Below are 19209 nucleotides of genomic sequence, written 5' to 3'. Positions count from 1 at the left end.
GGTTATTTCTTAATAAATAATAATTCATGCTTTAAAATATCATTTCTTTGATAGCTATTCATTGAGCTCTTTACTCTTAAAAACTTCTATAGATTTCTTTTCTATAAAACTATAAATATGATCACTAGTTCTCTTAAAAGAATTTTCCATTCTTTTCAAGGTACTATCATAATAATTATATTTTTCTTTAATTGATGAATCTCTAATATCTTCTAATAAAGGAACTACCTCATAGAAATATTTGCCGCTACCCGTTTCCTTATTAACCCAGGTTGGTATAAATCTCACTTCTTTCAAATAAGTTTTTTTATTGTTAACATCTTTTCTTATATAAAGCTCAGTGATAATTCCATCCTCAGAATACTTATTTTTTATAGTTTCCTCTCTTTGATCAGATATAAAATTTCCTTGAGAATATAAAACGAAGGTTTCTTTTAAAGAAATATTAGAGTATATATATTCTGCAGGCTGTATCACATGTGGGTGTCCCCCAATTATTATATCCACCCCATAATCACATAACTTTTGAGCAAGGGCTTTCTGAAGCTTGTCAGGAACTCTTTCATACTCGTTACCCCAGTGCATAAAAAATATTATTAAATCCGCACCTTCCTTTTTAATATATTCTATTCTTTCTTTCATAACCTTTAAGTCTTTTTCTAAATTTCCCTTATTAAAACTATCTATTTTATCTTCTAATTCCTTAGGTACAACTATATCATTTAATGTTTTATATCCAGACTGTTCAGCAGTCTCGTAGGTATAATTCACTAGTGCTACTTTTACTCCTTTAATATTTTTTATTATATAGGATTTGTCTTCCACGACTTTTTTTACTCCTATAATGTCTAATCCTGAGTTTCTTACTACTTCGATAGTTCTATAAAATCCTTTAGTTCCTTTATCTAATCTATGATTATTCGCTGCAGTTATAGCATCTATTCCGCAAAACTTCAAGGCTTCTATCAAATTATCAGGAGCATTAAATAAAGGATATCCTGAATATCCCTCTTCACCGCCAGCTAAGGTGCCTTCTAGGTTGGCTACAGTAAGGTCTGATTTTTCTAAAAAAGGCTTTACCTTTTTAAATTGTGGCTTAAAATCATAGGTATTAGCTTCAGAATTATAAGCCGCCATATAGAGTGTATTATGAATCAGTATATCACCTATAGAGCTTATCACTATATCTATAGGCTCATAATTCTCTTTAAAGCCCTCAACAAGCTTTTCTTCTTTTTCATAAAGATTGCCTTCAAAAGAATTTTTTTTCATACCTTTATCGGTATTAAAATCAATACATCCAGTTAAGAATACTATTAATATTCCAGTTATGAGTAGAATAATTTTTTTAACCATGACCAATCCCCCCATATATTGCCTGTATTAATATATGGGGGGATTGCACTTTTAATAACTATATAATTCATTATGGCTTATTTACTATTTCCGTTTTAAAGAATCGAAGCCTATAGGCATTCATAGCAGTATCATTCAATTTTATCATAAGCTTATTGTTTGCATAACCTCCAACAGCAGCTCCTATGCCTGGTACCATTTGAAGCAACTTAGCTAGATCAATATAATCCCTATACTCTTGTTGAAAGGTTTTCCAATCAAAATATTGCATATCTTCTGGAAGAGTACTAGAGTACTCTTCCCAATTAAGCACATGACTATATATTTCATTTACTCGACCTTGGCTGGAAAAAGCTAGCTGAAAAACATATAATATATAAAGTCTCTCTTTATAGTTTTTTACATCATACCCATATATGCTAGCTACATCAAATAAAAACTTAAACTTTAAACTAAGCAATATTGGGAAATCTGCTAAGCCTAACAGGAATCCTCCTGCTCCAGTTCCTATCCCTTCAGCAATAGCTGCCTTTTTATAAAAATCAAACTTTTCCAACACCAGTTTTTCCCTGTAGGATAAACTAGCGTTTATTAGAGGCTCTCTTGTAGTAAATTCTGAGCCTATGAGTACTGCTTTAACAATTGCTTTTATAGTCTCTGTCATTACTTTGTGAAACTTATCAGGTAACAAACTATTGGTTTTATCTTGTAACCCTTTGGTTATCTTACTAGTAATAGATGGTCTTCTAATCATTTTCTTATTCCAAACTTTTAACTCCTTTAATACCTTATCTTCGTAGGACAGCACCCTCTTACCTCCTTTTATAAATTTATCCATTTCTGCATTAGCTCATCTAATAGCTCTTGGAGCCTAAGCTTCTCATCATAATACCTTCCTAGTACCTCATAATCAGATAAAGCCTCAGTAATACTTTTTTCTATAGCTTCAATTTCCAGCTCTATAGAAGTTATGGCTTCTTCTAGTTTTCTTCTCTCTTTATCTTTTCTCTCTTTTTCATCTATATTCTTATTAATTACTATTTTTTCTTTTTTTATTTCCGTGATAATATTTTTTTGAGGCTTTTTCTCTGCGTTCTTTTGCCTATAATAATCATAATTACCTTCATAAGTATTTAATTTTCTATCCTCTAATGCCATGATCTTATCACTTATCTTATTTATAAAATATCTGTCATGAGATATGAAAAATATAGTACCCTTAAAATCCGTTAAAGCTTCCTCTAAGGTTTCTATAGAGTCAATGTCTAAGTGATTTGTAGGTTCATCAAGAATTAATAAATTTATTTCTTGAAACAAAAGCTTACTTAATTTTAATCTACTCCTCTCTCCCCCTGAAAGATTCTTTACTTTTTTAAATACGCTTTCTCCAAAGAAAAGAAACTTAGATAAATACTCCCTAGCTTTACCTTCTAAAATAGTTATACCATCTCTAAAACATTGAAGTACAGTACTTTCTTCATCAGGAAAGATTACTTGCTGAGGCAAATATCCTATCTTAACATTAGAACCTAGCTTAATTAATCCTGAATCTGGTATTTCTTCACTTAGAATCATCTTGATAAGAGTAGACTTACCACTACCATTGGGTCCTATAAAAGCAACTCTTTCTCCAAAACGAAGTAAAAAATCTGTATAATTAAACAATACTTTGTCTCCAAAACTTTTTGATAACCCCTCTACTTTAATTACCTCATTTCCTGACCTCTTTGAATCTTTAAAGCTTAACTTTATTGTGGGTCCTTCAAAAACTGGTTTATCTATCTTATCCATTTTTTCTAGTCTCTTTTGCATACTTGCAGCCCTTCTAAAGAACTTATCATTACCTCCTCTTATGGCCCAATCTCTTAATTGTTTTATAGTTTCTTCCATAGAACTTATTTTTTTCTGCTGTTCCTTATGTGCCTCAAATTGGAGCATCAATCTATTTTCCTTTTCCTCCACATAATTCGTATAATTACCTTTATAAATTTCACTTTCCATGTCTTCTATTTCTATAATTTTAGAAGCCACATTGTCTAGAAAATATCTATCATGAGATACTATTAAAACCATACCTTTATACTCTTTTAAATAACCTTCAAGCCATTCTAAAGCTTCCATATCTAAGTGATTACTAGGTTCATCTAAAAGCATAATATCTGGACTCTCTAACAGCATTTTGGCTAGTATAACCGTAGTTTTTTCTCCACCACTTAATTTATAGAATAATTGATTTAAAAAGTCTTCAGTAAATTTAAATCCAGCACAAATCTTACTATATTTTTCTTCTGTTTCATAGCCTCCCTTAGCTTCATAGCATTCCTGTAAATAGCTATATTGCTTTAAAGTCTTTTCTAGCTGATTTCCTCTTAAGCTATGCATAGATATTTCTAAGGTTTTCATCTCATCCTCTATTTTCTTTAAATTTGAAAAGGCAATGCCTAATACTTTTGCTACAGTAAAACTTTCATTGTAATTAGGTATTTGATCTAAATACCCTATTGTGGCTCCTCTTTTTAGGATAACAGTGCCTTTATCCGCTTTCTCTATACCAGCTATAATCTTCAATATTGTACTCTTACCACTACCATTTCGTCCTACTATTCCTACTTTCTCTCCTCCTTGAACTTCAAAAGTAATATTTTTCAGTACCTGAGTAGCTCCAAAATATTTTTCCACATTGTTTAATGCTAATTCAATCATACAAACTCCTCCTTTTTTATAGGAGTAAGGTGTTTGCCCAGAAATTCACACTTTCCTTGGTTAATTATAATTAGCTTAATATTTATTTTACTTTGTAACATATATTACAATTGATATAATAAGCTTTAAGGATATTTTTATAAAGCAAAAAATCCGGGCAAGTAAAACTTTGCCCGAATTTTAATTAAAGATAAAAATCCGGACAAGATCACCTTACCCGGATAATAAATTCATAATTATTTTATCAGGTATACAGATAAACAACTTCAACTATTAACTTATACATGCATCATAATAGCTTGAAGATACTATTTGGGAACATGCATAGTTAAGTTTACGTAGATTTATCTAAAGATGACTACTTGCTTATGGTTGACTATATGCAATTTTGGACGCACTTCTCCCGTTAATTTCAGTTTCTGCTGAAATTCTGGTAGAAATAGCCATTATTTTTTGCATTTTATCAACATAGCAAACTTTCATCTTCAACCCTCCCTTTTTATAAATAATATTTTACATTAAAAAAAAGTAATAATCAACCACTTAAATAATTTTTTTAAGTATGCATCATCAGTTTCTTAACTCTTCTATAGATCTGAAGGAATATCCTTTTTTTTCAAAGGTATCAAGAATTCTATGCAATGGAGAATTAGACAAATACTCAAAGCCTGGGTACTCATTTTCCCCTGAGGTTAATTTAATAAACTCAAACTCTAGGCCAGGATGATAAAACATACTAGCTAAGGTACTAGAACTTATACTATTTATCTTTTGAAGCATTCTATCCGTCTTGTCAACTCCATGCACATAGTCTAAAGGAGTTGGTACATATAAAGTCCTCTTGTTATCACCCAAACTTGGTCTTGTTTCATTAGGTCCATAATGATATTCATAAATATAGTCAAAATATTCTTCTATTATTTTCTTTTGTCCTAACCTCGCACCATAATGGGGGCTTTCAAAAAATTTAAAAGGTATATCTAAATCTTTCGCTAGCTTTATGGAAGATTCTACTCTATCTCTTACGGCTTTCTCGTTAGCATTTAGTTTATCTGTAAACTCCCACCCTACTACACTGGCTTCATTACCCTGTTGATGAGTATATCCATGGAGTCCAACAATAGCATTTCTATTTATACAATAATCCAAAGTAAATAAAAACTCCGATGCATAAAAACTATACTCCCTTGATAAATCCAAATCAATTTTTCTAGGCGGTTCTACATACCTAGGTACCCAAGCCATGTGGTATATTGCTCCCTTAGACCGTAGAAAATCACTTAAAATCCTAAGCTTCTCCAAATTTTCCGTGTTTTCGTAAATTCCTCCAGCAGCAATATCCTCTAGTCTTAAAAAAGCTTTATTTGTTCTTCTATTTTCCACGGTCTGGATGTTTGGATTTTCTTTGTTCCAGTATAATACTATTGTCTTGCTCTTTTGAAACCATCTTGTTCTTAAATTTAACATATCAATGAAATCTATGAAAGTGACGTAAATCACTTCATCTTTTATTATCATAGGCTTTTTAAATTTTCTTAAACCCTTTGGTGAATTATAGGTATTAGTATCCTTATCTATTGAAAATTCAACATTGTTTATAGAGATTTTGAATTTACTACTTTGCTCCTCAATGCTCCCACCTATCTTCTCAATTATTTCTGTAAAAGGTATATAGTATCTATTTTTCTCATAGTATATCGGTAAATCTAAGTTCAAATTCTTACCTTCGAACTTGAACTTAATATCATCCTTCTCCAAAGCTAATCCAGTAAATTTCTCTAATTTACTTTTTTCCTTTGTTTCCTTTGTTTCCTTTGGATTATCCTCTAGTATTTTATCAGTAAAAGGCTTTTCTGGTGCTTTTTCCTTGCAACCACCTAGCATCACCATTAATAATGCTACAAAAACTAAGACTGTAAATATTCTTTTCATGGAACCCTCCCTTGAATATCGATACACTTTCTAATACTCCAAATATAATATCGTAATCCTAAAATACAACTTAACTAATTTATAGTAAAAAAGTTTTAAAAAAATTACATTTATTGTATAAAAATTCATTTGCTTTTATTTAAGATTTATGCTAATATAATTCCTAAATAATATATTAAAATTCATTAATCAGGAATAGTATCTAGGGATATGCAATTAAAGAGAGCTGAGGATGGTGAAATCTCAGTATTGATGAGCTTAGTGAATGGACCTGCTAGAAGTAATCCGAAAACCTAAAGGTTAGTAGTATTTACCGGAAGCCTACCGTTAAAAGGGATAGAGCATGTTAGTGCTTGAATTAGAGATATATTACTTTTGTAGTATAATTTAGGTGGCACCGCGGATTCACACTTCGCCCTAATTTAGGGTTGAGGTGTTTTTTTATTGCTCTTAAAAAATTCTTTCAGTAAAAGCTGTTTATCTAGGCATATATTTATCTTTTCACTTTAACAAATTAATGTTTTAATTTACTAACCTATTAATAAAACTAATGGAGGAGGTGTTTTTATGTGGTGAAGGTCCTTAGAACAAATTGCTAAAAAATCAAACTTCATATTTATTAAAGTAAAATTATTAGGAAAAGAGGCAATTAAAATGAAAATTAGAAAAATAATAATTATATCAATATTTTTAGCCATGGGTATGGTTCTTCATCAAATAGCTCCTCCTATATTCCTAGGGGTAAAACCAGATTTTCTTTTATCCATGATGTTCATTTCTATTGTATATGGCAAAGATTATAAAACCACCTTAATTATAAGTATAGTAGGAGGCATATTATCTGCATTGACTACAGGTTTCCCAGGTGGACAGCTGCCTAATATTATAGATAAGCTAGTGGTAGGAAACTTCATATTTTTAATTAATAAAGCCTTATTAAAAGTTAATACTAATATAAAAATGATAATTTTAGGTAGTCTAGGTACTCTAGCCAGCGGCTCTGTATTTTTACTTTCAGCCTCTTTACTTGTAGGCTTACCTGCAAGCTTTATGGCACTTTTTATTACTGTAGTATTACCCTCTACCATTATTAATTCTTTTATAGTAACCTTATTGTACAATATAGTATTAAATGCTGAGAAAATATTAAGAATTTAAAATATATCTTATACTTTTTTATTGACTAAATTACATTTTCATTGTAAACTTTAATTGTATTTTTAGTTTACATTTTGGTCTACAGGAGGATTTCCATGAAAATTACTATTAAACAAATGATTTTAACCGCTTTATTTGCCGCTCTAACTGCAATAGGAGCCTTTATATCAATCCCCATTGGTCCAGTACCAATCTCTCTTCAAACTCTATTTTCAATTTTATCTGGTATGATATTAGGAAGTAAGCTAGGCCCTTTGTCTCAAATAATATATATGACTTTGGGACTTATAGGATTACCTATATTTACTGGAGGAGTGGGAGGACTGCAAGCAATATACAAGCCTTCCTTTGGCTATGTATTAGGCTTTATCTTAGGATCTTATGTTATAGGTAAAATATGTGAAAAAGAGTTTAAGCCATCTATTTTTAAATATATCATAGCTTCTCTAATAGGTACTTTAGCTATTTATGCTATAGGGGTACCATATTTGTACTTTATCTTAACAAAATTTTTAGGTAAAGCCATGAGTTTTTATGCAGTGCTTAAAACTGGATTCCTCGTATTTTTACCCGGGGATTTAGCTAAATGTGCCGTAGCAGCTATAATATCTAGCCAAGTGGTACCAATTTTAAAAAAATCAAATTTATTGTAATAGATAATAATTTTTTAATGTAAAATACACAGTTCACTATATGTAATAAATTTCAAACTACATTGTGAACTGTGTATAAGGTGTCTCCAAAAAAATAACTAGCCAGTCTACTCGTCTATTTTGCGTAATACTGCGTCCACAGAACCCACTAATAGCCCACTATTAATGGAACCTGTGTCCTTGTCTTACGCAAAGTATACTTCGCATCTTTGACTAGTTATTTTTTTTACGATACCTAAATAAAAGCTTCTATATTTAAATAGATTGCCTATGCTTCACATATTTGGAATGATTCCTTTTTCTGATTACATTGTTACTATTTTCTCTTTTTAAAATATTATATATATTTTCTACCTGAGAAGCATTTAAATATGCGCTTTCACTTTTTTTAATTATTACTTTTCTTAGTTTATTTATATATATAATATTATCCTGTTTTCTAATCCTTAACTTTCCTCTTTTAGAAAATGCTATTATGGAGTAATAAGGAACATAATAATTAGCAGCTAATAAGCTTTTAATTGCTCTTATATGACTTCCATTTTGCCATAGTGGATTATAAAAACTAAACTCCTTACCTCTAATTTTCTGAATCCAATATTTATCTTCAGTATTTCCTCTTATTACTCCTTCATAGTTTTTTGTTTCTATAACAAAAATTCCATAGGAGCATATTACTATGTGATCTATCTGCGAAGTACCCCAAGAAGTTTTTACTAAGATGTTATTAATTATATAATAATCCTTAGGTAATTTTTTCAACTGTTTCAATACTTGTTTTTCGCCCTGTTTTCCTTTTAAGTACATGGAGCTATTTTTAGACAGAGGTAACATAATAATAAATGTTAATAATATTCCTATTGTTATATACATTGTTCCTCCCAAATTTATCTTTCGTAAAGTATACTGATCCTTTGAATAAAAATAATTATTTATATTTTCTCTCCATTATAGGACTTTATATCTATCCCTGCCATCTGCATTAAATATAAAGCATTCTGAGTAGTAGAACTTCCCATTCTAAGTTTATAATCAAAGTATATTTCATTATTTTTATAATATTCTCTAAAGTGGTAATTGATCACCTTACTATTTTTCTTTTCTATATCACAGAGCTCTAAATCGTGAGTAGACACTAATCCAAGTGCATTTTCCTTACTTAACTGATTTATTAGTATTTCTGCACCAGCGTGCCTATCTTTTGAATTAGTTCCTTTAAATATTTCATCTAACAAGAAGAAAATAGGGTATCCTACCTTTGTTCCGTCTATAAGTTTTTTCACTCGTAATATCTCTGCATAAAAAGAGGATATATTTTGCTCTAAATCATCACCAGTTCTCATACAAGTATATATTTTCATAATACTGGTTTTAAAGCTATCCGCAAAAACAGCAGTTCCTATATAGGCTAGAACTAAATTTATTCCTATAGTTCTTAACAATGTACTTTTCCCGGACATATTTGACCCAGTAACTAGCATGATGCTCTTATTCTTATCTATCCATAGATTATTTTTTACAGCTCTCTGACCTATTAAAGGATGTGCCATAGCTTTTGCTTTTACATATACGTCATCCTCCATTATTTCTGGAATACACCAGTTTGGATTATTTCCATTAACATTAGCTAAGCTAATTAACTCTTCAAAATGAGTTATGCCTTCTAACCAAAGCTCAATATTATTGCCATAATTTTTCTTCCAATTTTCTAAGGAATATATTAGGTGATAGTCCCTGAGGGTAATTATATTTAGTACAATATATATAGCATTCCTCCTATCAGACATCTTCTCCACAATTTTAGTTAATGCTTTGATCTGTTTAGAACATTCATGCTTTGATTTTCCTAAATATTTAGTCTTAAGATCGTTTAAGTACTTAGATCCAAACTTTGATTTTTCTATTTTATACAGCATATTTTCGTAAATTCTAATATTAGTCTTGTATTGATATATGGCATTTAAAGCTTCATTTCTTTTAGACTTTCCCCATTGCAAAATTACCACATTAACTAATAGAAACAGTTCCATTACATATATTGGTATAACTTTAAAAACAAACAATAGGACAATACTAGTTATGGCTCCTAAAGGAATCAATGTTACTATAAGTTTGAAAATTTTACTGGTAAAAAACTCATCTTTTTTCTTAGTCCAGTTTAATAGTTCTATGGGGTCTCTCATATAATCTTTTACCATTAGACCTTCAGCTATAAAGCCTTGTCTCCAGTTAAGCCTTTGAGATAACTCTTTTATAGCTTCCTGTCGCTGCTTAATAGCATCAATATCAAAGTTAATATCTCCATTTAAAACATCACTTAATCTTTTTCTTCCTAAAGGGGTCACAGTGCTATTTATCCATTGAAACAAGGAATTCTTACCAAATATATCCAAATCTGCTCCATAAGCATGATCCTTATTTATGTATTCCTCCCCTTTATCTTCAAACTCTCTCCATTTGCCCTTTAATACATCAATGGCTCTCTCATTTATCTTCTTTAAAAAATTTACCTTTCTATTTCTTTCTATAAGCTTACTATGAACATAAGCTAGCCCTATAAACAAAACTAAGAATATGAAGTCTAATGAAAATAAAATAATATATTGATTTTTTTTATATAAAATGTAAGAAAATATTGAGACTGCTAAAAAAATTAAAAGACGTAGAGCACTATAAAATTTTATTGTTTCTAGTTGCTTCTTTTCTAATAAACTATACTTTTTAACTCTAAGTTCATACTTATCTTGTATCTCCATAATACCTCTCCCTTTTTTTCAATGCAAAATTCACAATTACCAGTGCACAACTATATGGCTATTATATTTACATCTTTACTTAATTCTTTAATAATCTCTATCTCCCTCTTCTGGCAAGTAAATATAATAATTTGCTTATGCTCTGAGTAATTGATTAAAAGTTTAAGAACCCTTTCCAGTCTGCTATCATCGTATTGAGTGAAAGCATCATCCAAAACTATGGGCACCCTTGTATCCTTAAATATTAATTCTATGAAAGCCATCCTTAAAGCAAAATATATTTGATCAAAGCTACCACTGCTTAGATAATCAATAGATACTATTTTTTCTTCTTTTTTGTCTCTGACCTTCAAGCTATAATCTTCTGACACCTTTACTTCCTCATATTTATCTAAAGTTAAAAATTTAAATATATGAGCTACTTTTTCATTTAATATAGGACCAAAATTCTTTTGCATCTCTTTAAAACATTCTTTTAAGGTTTCAACAGCTATATCTATTACTTCAACCTTATCCTCATAATAAGCAATCCTATTTTTCACTTCTTCGATGGATTCCTCAATGTCCATAAGGCTTCTAGTTCCCATAAATCTATTATTTATTAAATTTTCTACATCTTTTAAGTCTTTTTCAGTCTGTAATAATTCTTTGTTCTTAATTCTTAACTCCTCGTCTAGATCTTCTTCTTTAACATCCTCAGATATATTTTCTTCTAGTACATCCTGCAACTCTGCCCTCATATATTCCAAGTCTCTATCTTTGAGTAATACTTTATAGCTGCTCTCCATAGATACCAATTGCATTTCAATTTCTCTCATATGCTTTAGCTTATTTTGAAGTTTATCTATCTCATCTTCTAAGTATTCTATAGGAATATACTCTTTATTTATAGCCTTTAATCTTTCTTTTATTATAGATTGCTTGTTTTTCAAATCCTCTTCTAAGTGTATTAAAGAATTTTCACAGTTTAATTTTTCTTTCTGTAAAATTTCTAATTCTCTACTGATCTCCTTATAATGGCTATGCTTTTCTAAAAACTCTTCAATATCATGGCTTTCCGTATGGCTAAGAATGAACTCTAAGAATTTATTATTCTTATTTAAGTTTTCTTTTAAGGTTTCTCCTTGATAATTTGCCTTTTGTATAAGCTTTTCCTCAATTTTTATTTTTAATTTATCCATAGTATCCTTACTTTCATCATATTTTTTTAAGGAAAGTATAAATTGCTTATAATCCTCTGCTCCAATCATTAAATAGTATCTTTCTAAAACCTCTTCAATTCCCCTTATTTTTACATTAAGATTTTCAATGTTCTTTCTTTTTTCTTTTATTATATTAAGTTTTATGCTCAATTCATGAATGCTATTAGCGTTTTTAAAGCTAATAAAAATTAAACTTACCCCTAAAAAAGCCAGTATATAATTCAAAAAGCTCTTTAAATGAATAAATGGATTTATGAGGTTATATAGGGAAAGCACTAATATTAAAATTCCCAAAGGCATGAGTATATTGTTAATATTTCTTTTACTTTTTACTTTTTCCTCCTTAATATCTACTTTCTCAAGTACCACAAGTTCTTCAAGGTTTATTTTTAGCTCTTTTAGCTTTTCTTCATATTCATACAAGAACCTATTTAAGTCTTTTCTTATAGGTTCAAAATTTATTAGCAAGCCTAAGTCGTCTTTTAAACCTTTAAGGTTATTTTCTAGACTCTCTAGAGAAGCTTCACATTGATTTAATTCATCTAATCTTTGACTTAAATTTTTTCGTTCAGACTCTAAGGACATAACTTTAATGTCCGCATTCTCATCTAATCCATGAAAACTTATAAATCTATTTAACTCTTCTGCTTTTTCATTAATATCACTATCTAATTTAAGAATTTCATCTTTTCTTTGTTCATATACTCCTTTTATATTATTATAAGATAGAAATTCCTGTTTTAACCCTTGAATATAATTTTCATCTAATATATTATCCCCATTATCTAAATCTTCTAAGACTTCACTCTTTTGCCTGTTTAATTCTTGACTTTTCTTTAAATAATCACATATTTCCTTATATTCATTTTGTAATTTTAATTTCTTTATATGCTTTTTATAAATTTCTAATTTATTTAATTCCTTTTGCAATTCTCTTTTTTTATCACAAAGTTCATTAAACTTTAATTGATCTTCAATATTTTCCTCACTCAATCTTAAGGCTGCTTTAAGCTCTTCATTTAATTCTTCTAATTTATTTCTTAATATGTCTAGTTTTCCAGTTTTTCTTAAAGTCAAAATTGTCTTTTTGGCTTCCTCCAGCAGCGTCAACGCTTTATGATAGGAGGTATTTTCATCTCCCCCCTGTTCTAAATTGGTAATCCTCTGCATTATCTCATCTTCTTTATCTCGTCCTACTTCAGCCCCCAGCTGCTTTACAAAAAGAGTTTTTTCAAAGGCTTCCATACCAAAACCTATAAAATCCTTACCAGGCTGAATCAAATCTATACAATTTATTTTTTCCCCGGTTACACCTTCTAAAATCTCACTTTCATCTTCCTTTTTAGTACTACCAAAGCTTTTTCTAAGGATAAAACTTTCTTTTTTATGATTTTCTATGTAAATTTCACCCTGAGCTTTTTCTCCGGACCAAGGTAGAAATCTTTTCCTTTCACTTTCTCTTATGGACTTTTTTTGTGGAAGCATACCATAGAGCATAGCTTTAATAAAGCTTTGTATAGTGCTTTTTCCAGCCTCATTTTCTCCATATATAATATTGATTCCTTCTTCAAGTTCAATTTCTTTTTTATTAAATTTTCCATAACGGATTATATTAAGCTTTTTAATTATCATCTATAAGCACTTCCTTATCCTGAAGACATCGAATCCCTATTTTAAGAGCATTAATCAATTTATCTTTTTCTTTTTCGTCATCGCTTTCTTTTATTTTTTCCAGCATTTTTTTTGCGTATAATCCCTTTAATGAAAATTCTCTAGACAGAGCATCATAATCCATTTTTAAATGAGTATCATCAATTATTTTAGTATAAAAGAATTCTCCTTTTAGCTTTTCATTAATTACTGATTTATTAATCATAAAATCTGAATGAATTTCTCCTTTTAGTATTATCTTATATAAGTTTACCTTTCTATCATCATCTTCTGTATTTTTCATTATCTCTCTTATTATTTCTTCGTAGGTGTCGCAGTCAGTTATACTAACTTCTTTTACTGAATATTTTCTTTTACATATGGGAATAAAATTTAAATCTACTAAGTTTTTAGAAACATATCCCATTATAATTCCTTTTTCCCCTGTTTCGTCAAAACCTCTACCTTCAGGATTTCCGCTATAAGCATAGTAAGTATTTTTTTCTTTTAATACTCCTGAGAAACTATGTCTATGTCCTAAAGCTATATAGTCCATTTTACTCTCACCTATATCTTCATAGGTAATAGGATTATAGTCATTATAGCCATTATTCTGTGCTATATCTCCATGCAGTACCATTATATTTATAAAATCTTGGTTTATAGAAAATTCATCTTTGAAATTCTTTATTAAGGATGTCCTTTCATAAGCCTTAGAGAATCCAATACCATACACTTTTAATTTTAAATCTTCTATAGTAACCTCTTCTAAATTATTCTTGAATATATGCACATTCTCTGGCCACTGCACTATAGAATAGAAGGATTTTTCATTATAAGGGTCATGATTGCCTGGAGATATAAATACCCTTATATTCTTTATATCTTCAAGCTTTTTTCTTATATAATCTAAGGTAGTTTTAGTAATACTGCTATTATCAAAGAGATCACCAGTTATTAAAAGTAACTTAACCTCTTGCTTCTTTGCCATATCGACTATTCTTCCAAAGGTTTCTCTTAAGTCCTCTCTTCGTATTTCGGAAAAATCTCTATTTAAATCGCTAAAGGGAGTATCAAAATGCAGATCTCCACAATGTAATATTTTAATTTTTTCCATATAAGCTCCTCCCTCGAACTGAAGTTCTCCTTGGTCTATTTTAACATATAGAAGTATGCATTTCTACATATAGACGCATAAAAAAATGCATGAGAATGATTTAAATCATCTTCATGCATTAAAATATATTATCTACCTAAGTCGAATTTATAAGGATATATATCTTCAGGAGTTTTACCAAGTTCAGAGGCAAAAGCTTGCACATCTATCTCCTTTATGACCTTATCTCCTTTATATACTTTCATATTATATACCTGACCTTTTTCGTTTACTAAAAGGTCAGCATTATAAGTACTTCCATCATCAAAAGTTACTCTTCCCTGTTTCCACGGCATAAATATCCCTCCTTTTAACTTTAAGAAAGAGGCACTAATTAAATCTTAGTGCCTCCATTTATCATTCTGGGTCTGCTATGCTGTCATCCAAATTTTCTTCTGCTGTTATTTTAAGTTTCTTTCGTATTGTTCAACCATTCTCTTTACCATTTCTCCACCAACGGAACCACATTGTCTTGATGTTAAGTGTCCATTGTATTCACTAAATGGTACTCCTAATTCATTAGCAATTTCTGTTCTGAATTTGTATAAACCTTGCTTTGCTTCTGGAACTAATGTTCTTCCCCTTGTCATATTAATTCCTCCTTTTAATGTTTTTTCTTTTGATTTATTTTCCCTTGCTGTCTTTTCTATTCCGTCTTTGTAATATTATTTTGACCCGAAAGCAGAATAATACACTATAAAACTATATGCAAATGAGGAATATTGTAATTAAAATGGTATTTAAAGCTTTTTATGACTTAAAAACTTTTTCTTAATAAAGATTTCATATTTATTAAAATTTTTCAATGTCTCTATAAGTAAAAAGATAAAGATTAGGAAACCTAATCTTTATCTTTTTACTTATTTTTCAATTTTAATTTTTATTTTTTTAACTGTTTCATTGCCAAATACATCTACAGCCTTTAACTCTATAAAAGAACCATCCTCTACATTAAGTTCGTATTGGAAAGACCTTAGAGTCTTATCACTTCCCATTTCTCCCTCTAAGCTAACATTAAACTTATTTTCACCATTTAAGAAAAATTTATATCCATAAGTATTATCAGATACTTTACCCTTTAAAATAAGCTTATTGTCCTTTAGATTAGCTATATTATCTTTATCTATTACTGGCTGTTCAATGTCAATTACAGGCGCTATTGTATCACAATTAATTTTATAAGAATAATTCATTAATACCGTTCCCTTTGAATCTTCTGCATAAACAGGTATATAATTTAATCCTTCTTTTAGTTTGATATCATAGCTGAAAGTTAAATTGTTATTAATCTTAACCTTTTCATTATTGATTTTGAAAGTCTTTAATGGTGCTGTTAATCTTCCTGTAACAGTATATACTTCTTTACTTGTTTCTAACAATTTACCATCAAGATTATCAAAAACTACTTTAGCTTCAATGTCTTTACCATATCTTATGGCCACATCTCCTATACCTAAATTGTAAGCTTTATCGAACATAGCAACTTTAACATCATTATATTTATCTTTTTCTAGTGTAATTTCACAACTGTAGAATCCATCTTCAAATTTAATATCTACTTTCTGTTCTTCTCCGTTTACCATCACTACTGGATCTTCTTTAGATATGCTAGAAGAAAAATCTTTTGCTCTCCATTTTAATAGATACTTATCTGAATAAGAATATATAGGAGATACTATAGTAACTTCTGGAGCAGATAAATCAATTTTAACAGGAATAATAAAATCTTGTTCTTTAGCTCCTTCATAATCTACTGCAGATTTAATATTGATATAGTATTGCCCTTCTGGAAGCGCCTCATATTCTCCAGTCTTACTGTTAAAAATTTTTCCGTCCCAAGCTAAAGCTGAAAGTGTATAAGGTTTATCTCCCTCATTATTTTTATCATTATATACTTTCTTTTTTATATTGTCTTCTCTACCTAATTCAGTTATTAAATTCTTATCTTTATCTAGTAACTGAGCTATAGAGTATTTAGCATTTCTCAAATAATAAAGATGAGGAACTATAAAATCTCCAACCTTATCCCCATTTGGTGATATAGCTATTGAATCCTTATCTATGATATTATCTCCTTCTTTATCCTCACCATCATAGCCAAGATATATCTCTTCACCCTTATCATTTTTACTTAAGACCATAGAAGCAGGTAAATTATTATTTGCTTTAAAGTTCCAGGCTGCATCGTTGATTATTTTTTCTTTAGACCAATCTCCATAATAGCCCATAAAAGGAACTACTAATGAAGGTATGGAATCCTGGGGTTTAAACTTTATAAATCCTTCTATAAATCTCTCCGTAGTTACCTTGTCAGTTATATTTAAACTAACTTTTATTTTTACTTCACCCTTTGCAGGTACTGTAACTTTTTCTTTATCAAAGCTTACTTTAGCCTCTTCAGTGGTTAAAGCCACATCATAAGACATTGAGTTAATAGCTTCTTTATTTTGTTCAGTTAAAACTCCTCCAAAATTCTCTACATCATAAACCGCTTCTTTATCTCCATAATTCTTTAAGGTTAATTCAAACTCTGTATTCTTACCAACTTCTTTTAAGGCTACTACAGCCTCTCCATTAGAGCTTAGTGCCAAAACCTTATTATTTATAGCAGCTTTTATTTGCATTAATCCAGCACCTTGTCTTCTTGGTGAATACGGTACTGTATTATGAGCTTTATCCATAACTATTTTTGCAGTATTTATGGCAGTGTTCTTCGCAAAATCTACCAATTCTCTCCCCTTTAATGCTGGTAGATTATTTTTAATTGCTTGAAGTAATAGTGCTTGTCCTCCAGCAACATGAGGAGCTGCCATAGATGTACCACTCATAGTCTCATATTTGTTACTATTTACCGTTGAATAAATATTCCCACCTGGCGCAGCTATTTGTGGTTTAAAGTCTAAATTAGGAGTTGGTCCCCAAGAAGTAGTGCTAGAAAAATCATCTTTATTTATATTGGGTTTAACTACAACCTTTTCTCCAAAGGATATTTTTAATCCGGATTGAACTAAGGATAATAATATTTTACCATCACTATTAGTTACAAAAACTCCTGGTATTTTTACTGTCGGATCTGTAGCCATATTAATATAAGAGTCATCTCCGTCCTTGTTATACACAATAACCCCAGCAGCTCCAGCATTTTGGGCATTCACCTTTTTCTCTATAAAGGTATTACCGCCTCTTTTTATCAAGGCTATTTTGCCAGTTAAGCTTTTTCCAGTGAAATCTTTTGGTTCACCTAATCCACAATCCACTAGTTCAAAGCTTTGATCTGCTTTAAAAACCCTTACTGGATTTACTTCAGATGTGGTATATCCAAATAGTCCACTTTTATCCCCTGCCTTATATTCCAATGCAGGTAATGTAACATTATTGTTTTCAAAATTTGCCACCTGTAGAGAATCTTTTGCAAGACCTGGTGCTCCCACTAATCCAGTATCTGTTATCTCTCCAAATTTAAATGGAGCTGTAGAATATTGTGAGTTACCAGCTGAAACCACCACTATCACTCCTGCATTAACTGCATTTTTAATGGCTTTTTGTTCCGGATCATCAGCCTGTTGGAAGGATGCTGTAGAGCCTAAACTCATATTTATGACATCTGCTCCATGAGAAACAGAATCTTCTATAGCAGCTACTATATCATCTGCGTAAGCTCCCTTAAGTGCTGGATTATTAGAAAATACTTTCATGGCTAAGAGTTGAGCTTCAGGAGCCACACCCTGAACAGCCTCTAGATTATTAACTTCTTTTTCATCTCCTGCTGCAGCCACTATACCTGCTACGTGCATTCCATGCATACTATCAGTAGTATCTATAACTTCATCGTTTCTATCTGCATAATTATAACCATAAGGAACCTTATCTGTATAATATTTGCCTAATCCTTCAGGATTTTTATCCTTTAGCTTTATCTTTAACGATTCTTTAGGATTTTTCATATCCTTATGAGTATAATCAATTCCTGTATCTATGATAGATACCACCATGCCCTCTCCTTTATATCCTAAGTCTTCCCAAACCTTATAAGCCTCAGTCAATTCTTTGGCAGATTTCATTTGAGGATAATATAGTTTAGCTTCAGCAACCTTTTGTACTCCAGGTAACTGCTTAATTTTTTCAATTTCACTTCTCTTTACATCCATGCTAAATCCATTAATTAAATTACCATAGGTATATCTCACTTCTCCTCCAGTAAGCTTTTTAACCTTAGACTTTATGGAGGCTTGGGAAGCTTTTACTGACTCCACGGCTTTAGCGCTAGCTACATTACCTTTTTCTGCGAGTTCAGAAGCGGATTTATCTTTTAGTTGTACGATAACTCTAACTTTTTCATCAGGATTTTCACTCTTTGATGAAGCGTTGTCGTTGGAGGCAATATTTTCCAGTGTTTTCACCTCAGAAAACTTAAGATTTTGAGAGTATTTGCTTTTTAGATTGCTTAATGCAATTTGCTTTATCTTAGCATTATCATCTAAAGTATTACCTTCTAAAGCATTAACCCTCTGAGGACCACTGCCTAGTATTAAGGTTAAAGCAAAAATACCGCTTAATACCTTAGACATGGTGTTCCTTAATGTTTTTTTCATTTAATAACCCCCTTTTTTTAGAATTACATAACAATTCATATAAAATAAAAA

13 protein-coding genes and 1 other annotated feature are annotated in these 19209 nt (G+C 30.3%); of the genes, 2 read left to right on the top strand and 11 right to left on the bottom strand.

The annotated features are described in order from the left end of the window. Positions 1-54 precede the first annotated feature (54 nt). The 4 genes from BN2665_RS23270 to BN2665_RS23255 all read right to left on the bottom strand — a co-directional run bounded on the left by BN2665_RS23270 (position 55) and on the right by BN2665_RS23255 (position 5991). Positions 55-1356 (bottom strand): CapA family protein, encoded by a 1302-nt coding sequence (locus tag BN2665_RS23270; RefSeq protein WP_055669478.1) that lies wholly within the window; start codon positions 1354-1356, stop codon positions 55-57. 70 nt (positions 1357-1426) lie between these two features. Further along, entirely contained in the window at positions 1427-2164 is a 738-nt protein-coding gene (locus tag BN2665_RS23265; protein WP_055670046.1) for an EcsC family protein, read from the bottom strand. A gap of 14 nt (positions 2165-2178) precedes the next feature. After that, positions 2179-4059, bottom strand: a complete 1881-nt coding sequence (gene abc-f / locus BN2665_RS23260) for a ribosomal protection-like ABC-F family protein (RefSeq protein ID WP_055669477.1) — start codon at positions 4057-4059, stop codon at positions 2179-2181. Positions 4060-4629: 570 nt separating this feature from the next. Continuing rightward, a complete protein-coding gene (locus BN2665_RS23255) occupies positions 4630-5991 on the bottom strand; it encodes a DUF2334 domain-containing protein (RefSeq protein WP_055669476.1) in 1362 nt (453 codons plus the stop codon). A gap of 176 nt (positions 5992-6167) precedes the next feature. After that, positions 6168-6414: a binding site (T-box leader), on the top strand. A gap of 225 nt (positions 6415-6639) precedes the next feature. Between BN2665_RS23255 and BN2665_RS23250 the strand changes: the two genes are divergently transcribed. Then, positions 6640-7149, top strand: a complete 510-nt coding sequence (locus BN2665_RS23250; protein WP_195892749.1) for a tryptophan transporter — start codon at positions 6640-6642, stop codon at positions 7147-7149. 95 nt (positions 7150-7244) lie between these two features. Continuing rightward, entirely contained in the window at positions 7245-7802 is a 558-nt protein-coding gene (locus BN2665_RS23245; protein WP_055669474.1) for a biotin transporter BioY, read from the top strand. Between the two features lie 255 nt (positions 7803-8057). On the opposite strand, the gene BN2665_RS23240 is transcribed toward BN2665_RS23245, so the two are convergent. The 7 genes from BN2665_RS23240 to BN2665_RS23210 all read right to left on the bottom strand — a co-directional run bounded on the left by BN2665_RS23240 (position 8058) and on the right by BN2665_RS23210 (position 19158). Further along, the gene (locus BN2665_RS23240; RefSeq protein ID WP_055669473.1) at positions 8058-8675 is read right to left on the bottom strand and encodes a nuclease-related domain-containing protein; all 618 of its coding nucleotides are present in this window, start codon (positions 8673-8675) and stop codon (positions 8058-8060) included. 59 nt (positions 8676-8734) lie between these two features. Continuing rightward, on the bottom strand, positions 8735-10558 hold the full coding sequence (locus tag BN2665_RS23235; RefSeq protein ID WP_055669472.1) for a MutS-related protein: 1824 nt from the start codon (positions 10556-10558) through the stop codon (positions 8735-8737). Between the two features lie 50 nt (positions 10559-10608). Then, positions 10609-13392, bottom strand: coding sequence for an AAA family ATPase (locus BN2665_RS23230; RefSeq protein ID WP_055669471.1), 2784 nt, complete (start codon positions 13390-13392; stop codon positions 10609-10611). Continuing rightward, positions 13382-14527 (bottom strand): metallophosphoesterase family protein, encoded by a 1146-nt coding sequence (locus tag BN2665_RS23225; protein WP_055669470.1) that lies wholly within the window; start codon positions 14525-14527, stop codon positions 13382-13384. Before BN2665_RS23225 ends, BN2665_RS23230 begins: the two co-directional genes overlap by 11 nt. A gap of 128 nt (positions 14528-14655) precedes the next feature. Next, positions 14656-14862 carry a hypothetical protein gene (locus BN2665_RS23220; protein ID WP_055669469.1) on the bottom strand — a complete coding sequence of 69 codons (207 nt, stop codon included), beginning with the start codon at positions 14860-14862 and terminating at the stop codon, positions 14656-14658. Between the two features lie 105 nt (positions 14863-14967). Next, entirely contained in the window at positions 14968-15156 is a 189-nt protein-coding gene (locus tag BN2665_RS23215; protein WP_055669468.1) for an alpha/beta-type small acid-soluble spore protein, read from the bottom strand. A 270-nt stretch (positions 15157-15426) separates the two neighbouring features. After that, on the bottom strand, positions 15427-19158 hold the full coding sequence (locus BN2665_RS23210; RefSeq protein ID WP_055669467.1) for a S8 family serine peptidase: 3732 nt from the start codon (positions 19156-19158) through the stop codon (positions 15427-15429). Positions 19159-19209 lie beyond the last annotated feature (51 nt).

This window comes from Desnuesiella massiliensis, assembly GCF_001403615.1.
GTDB lineage: Bacteria > Bacillota > Clostridia > Clostridiales > Clostridiaceae > Desnuesiella > Desnuesiella massiliensis.
Note: the sequence above shows the minus strand (reverse complement) of the source record. Positions and strands in the feature narration are given on the sequence as shown.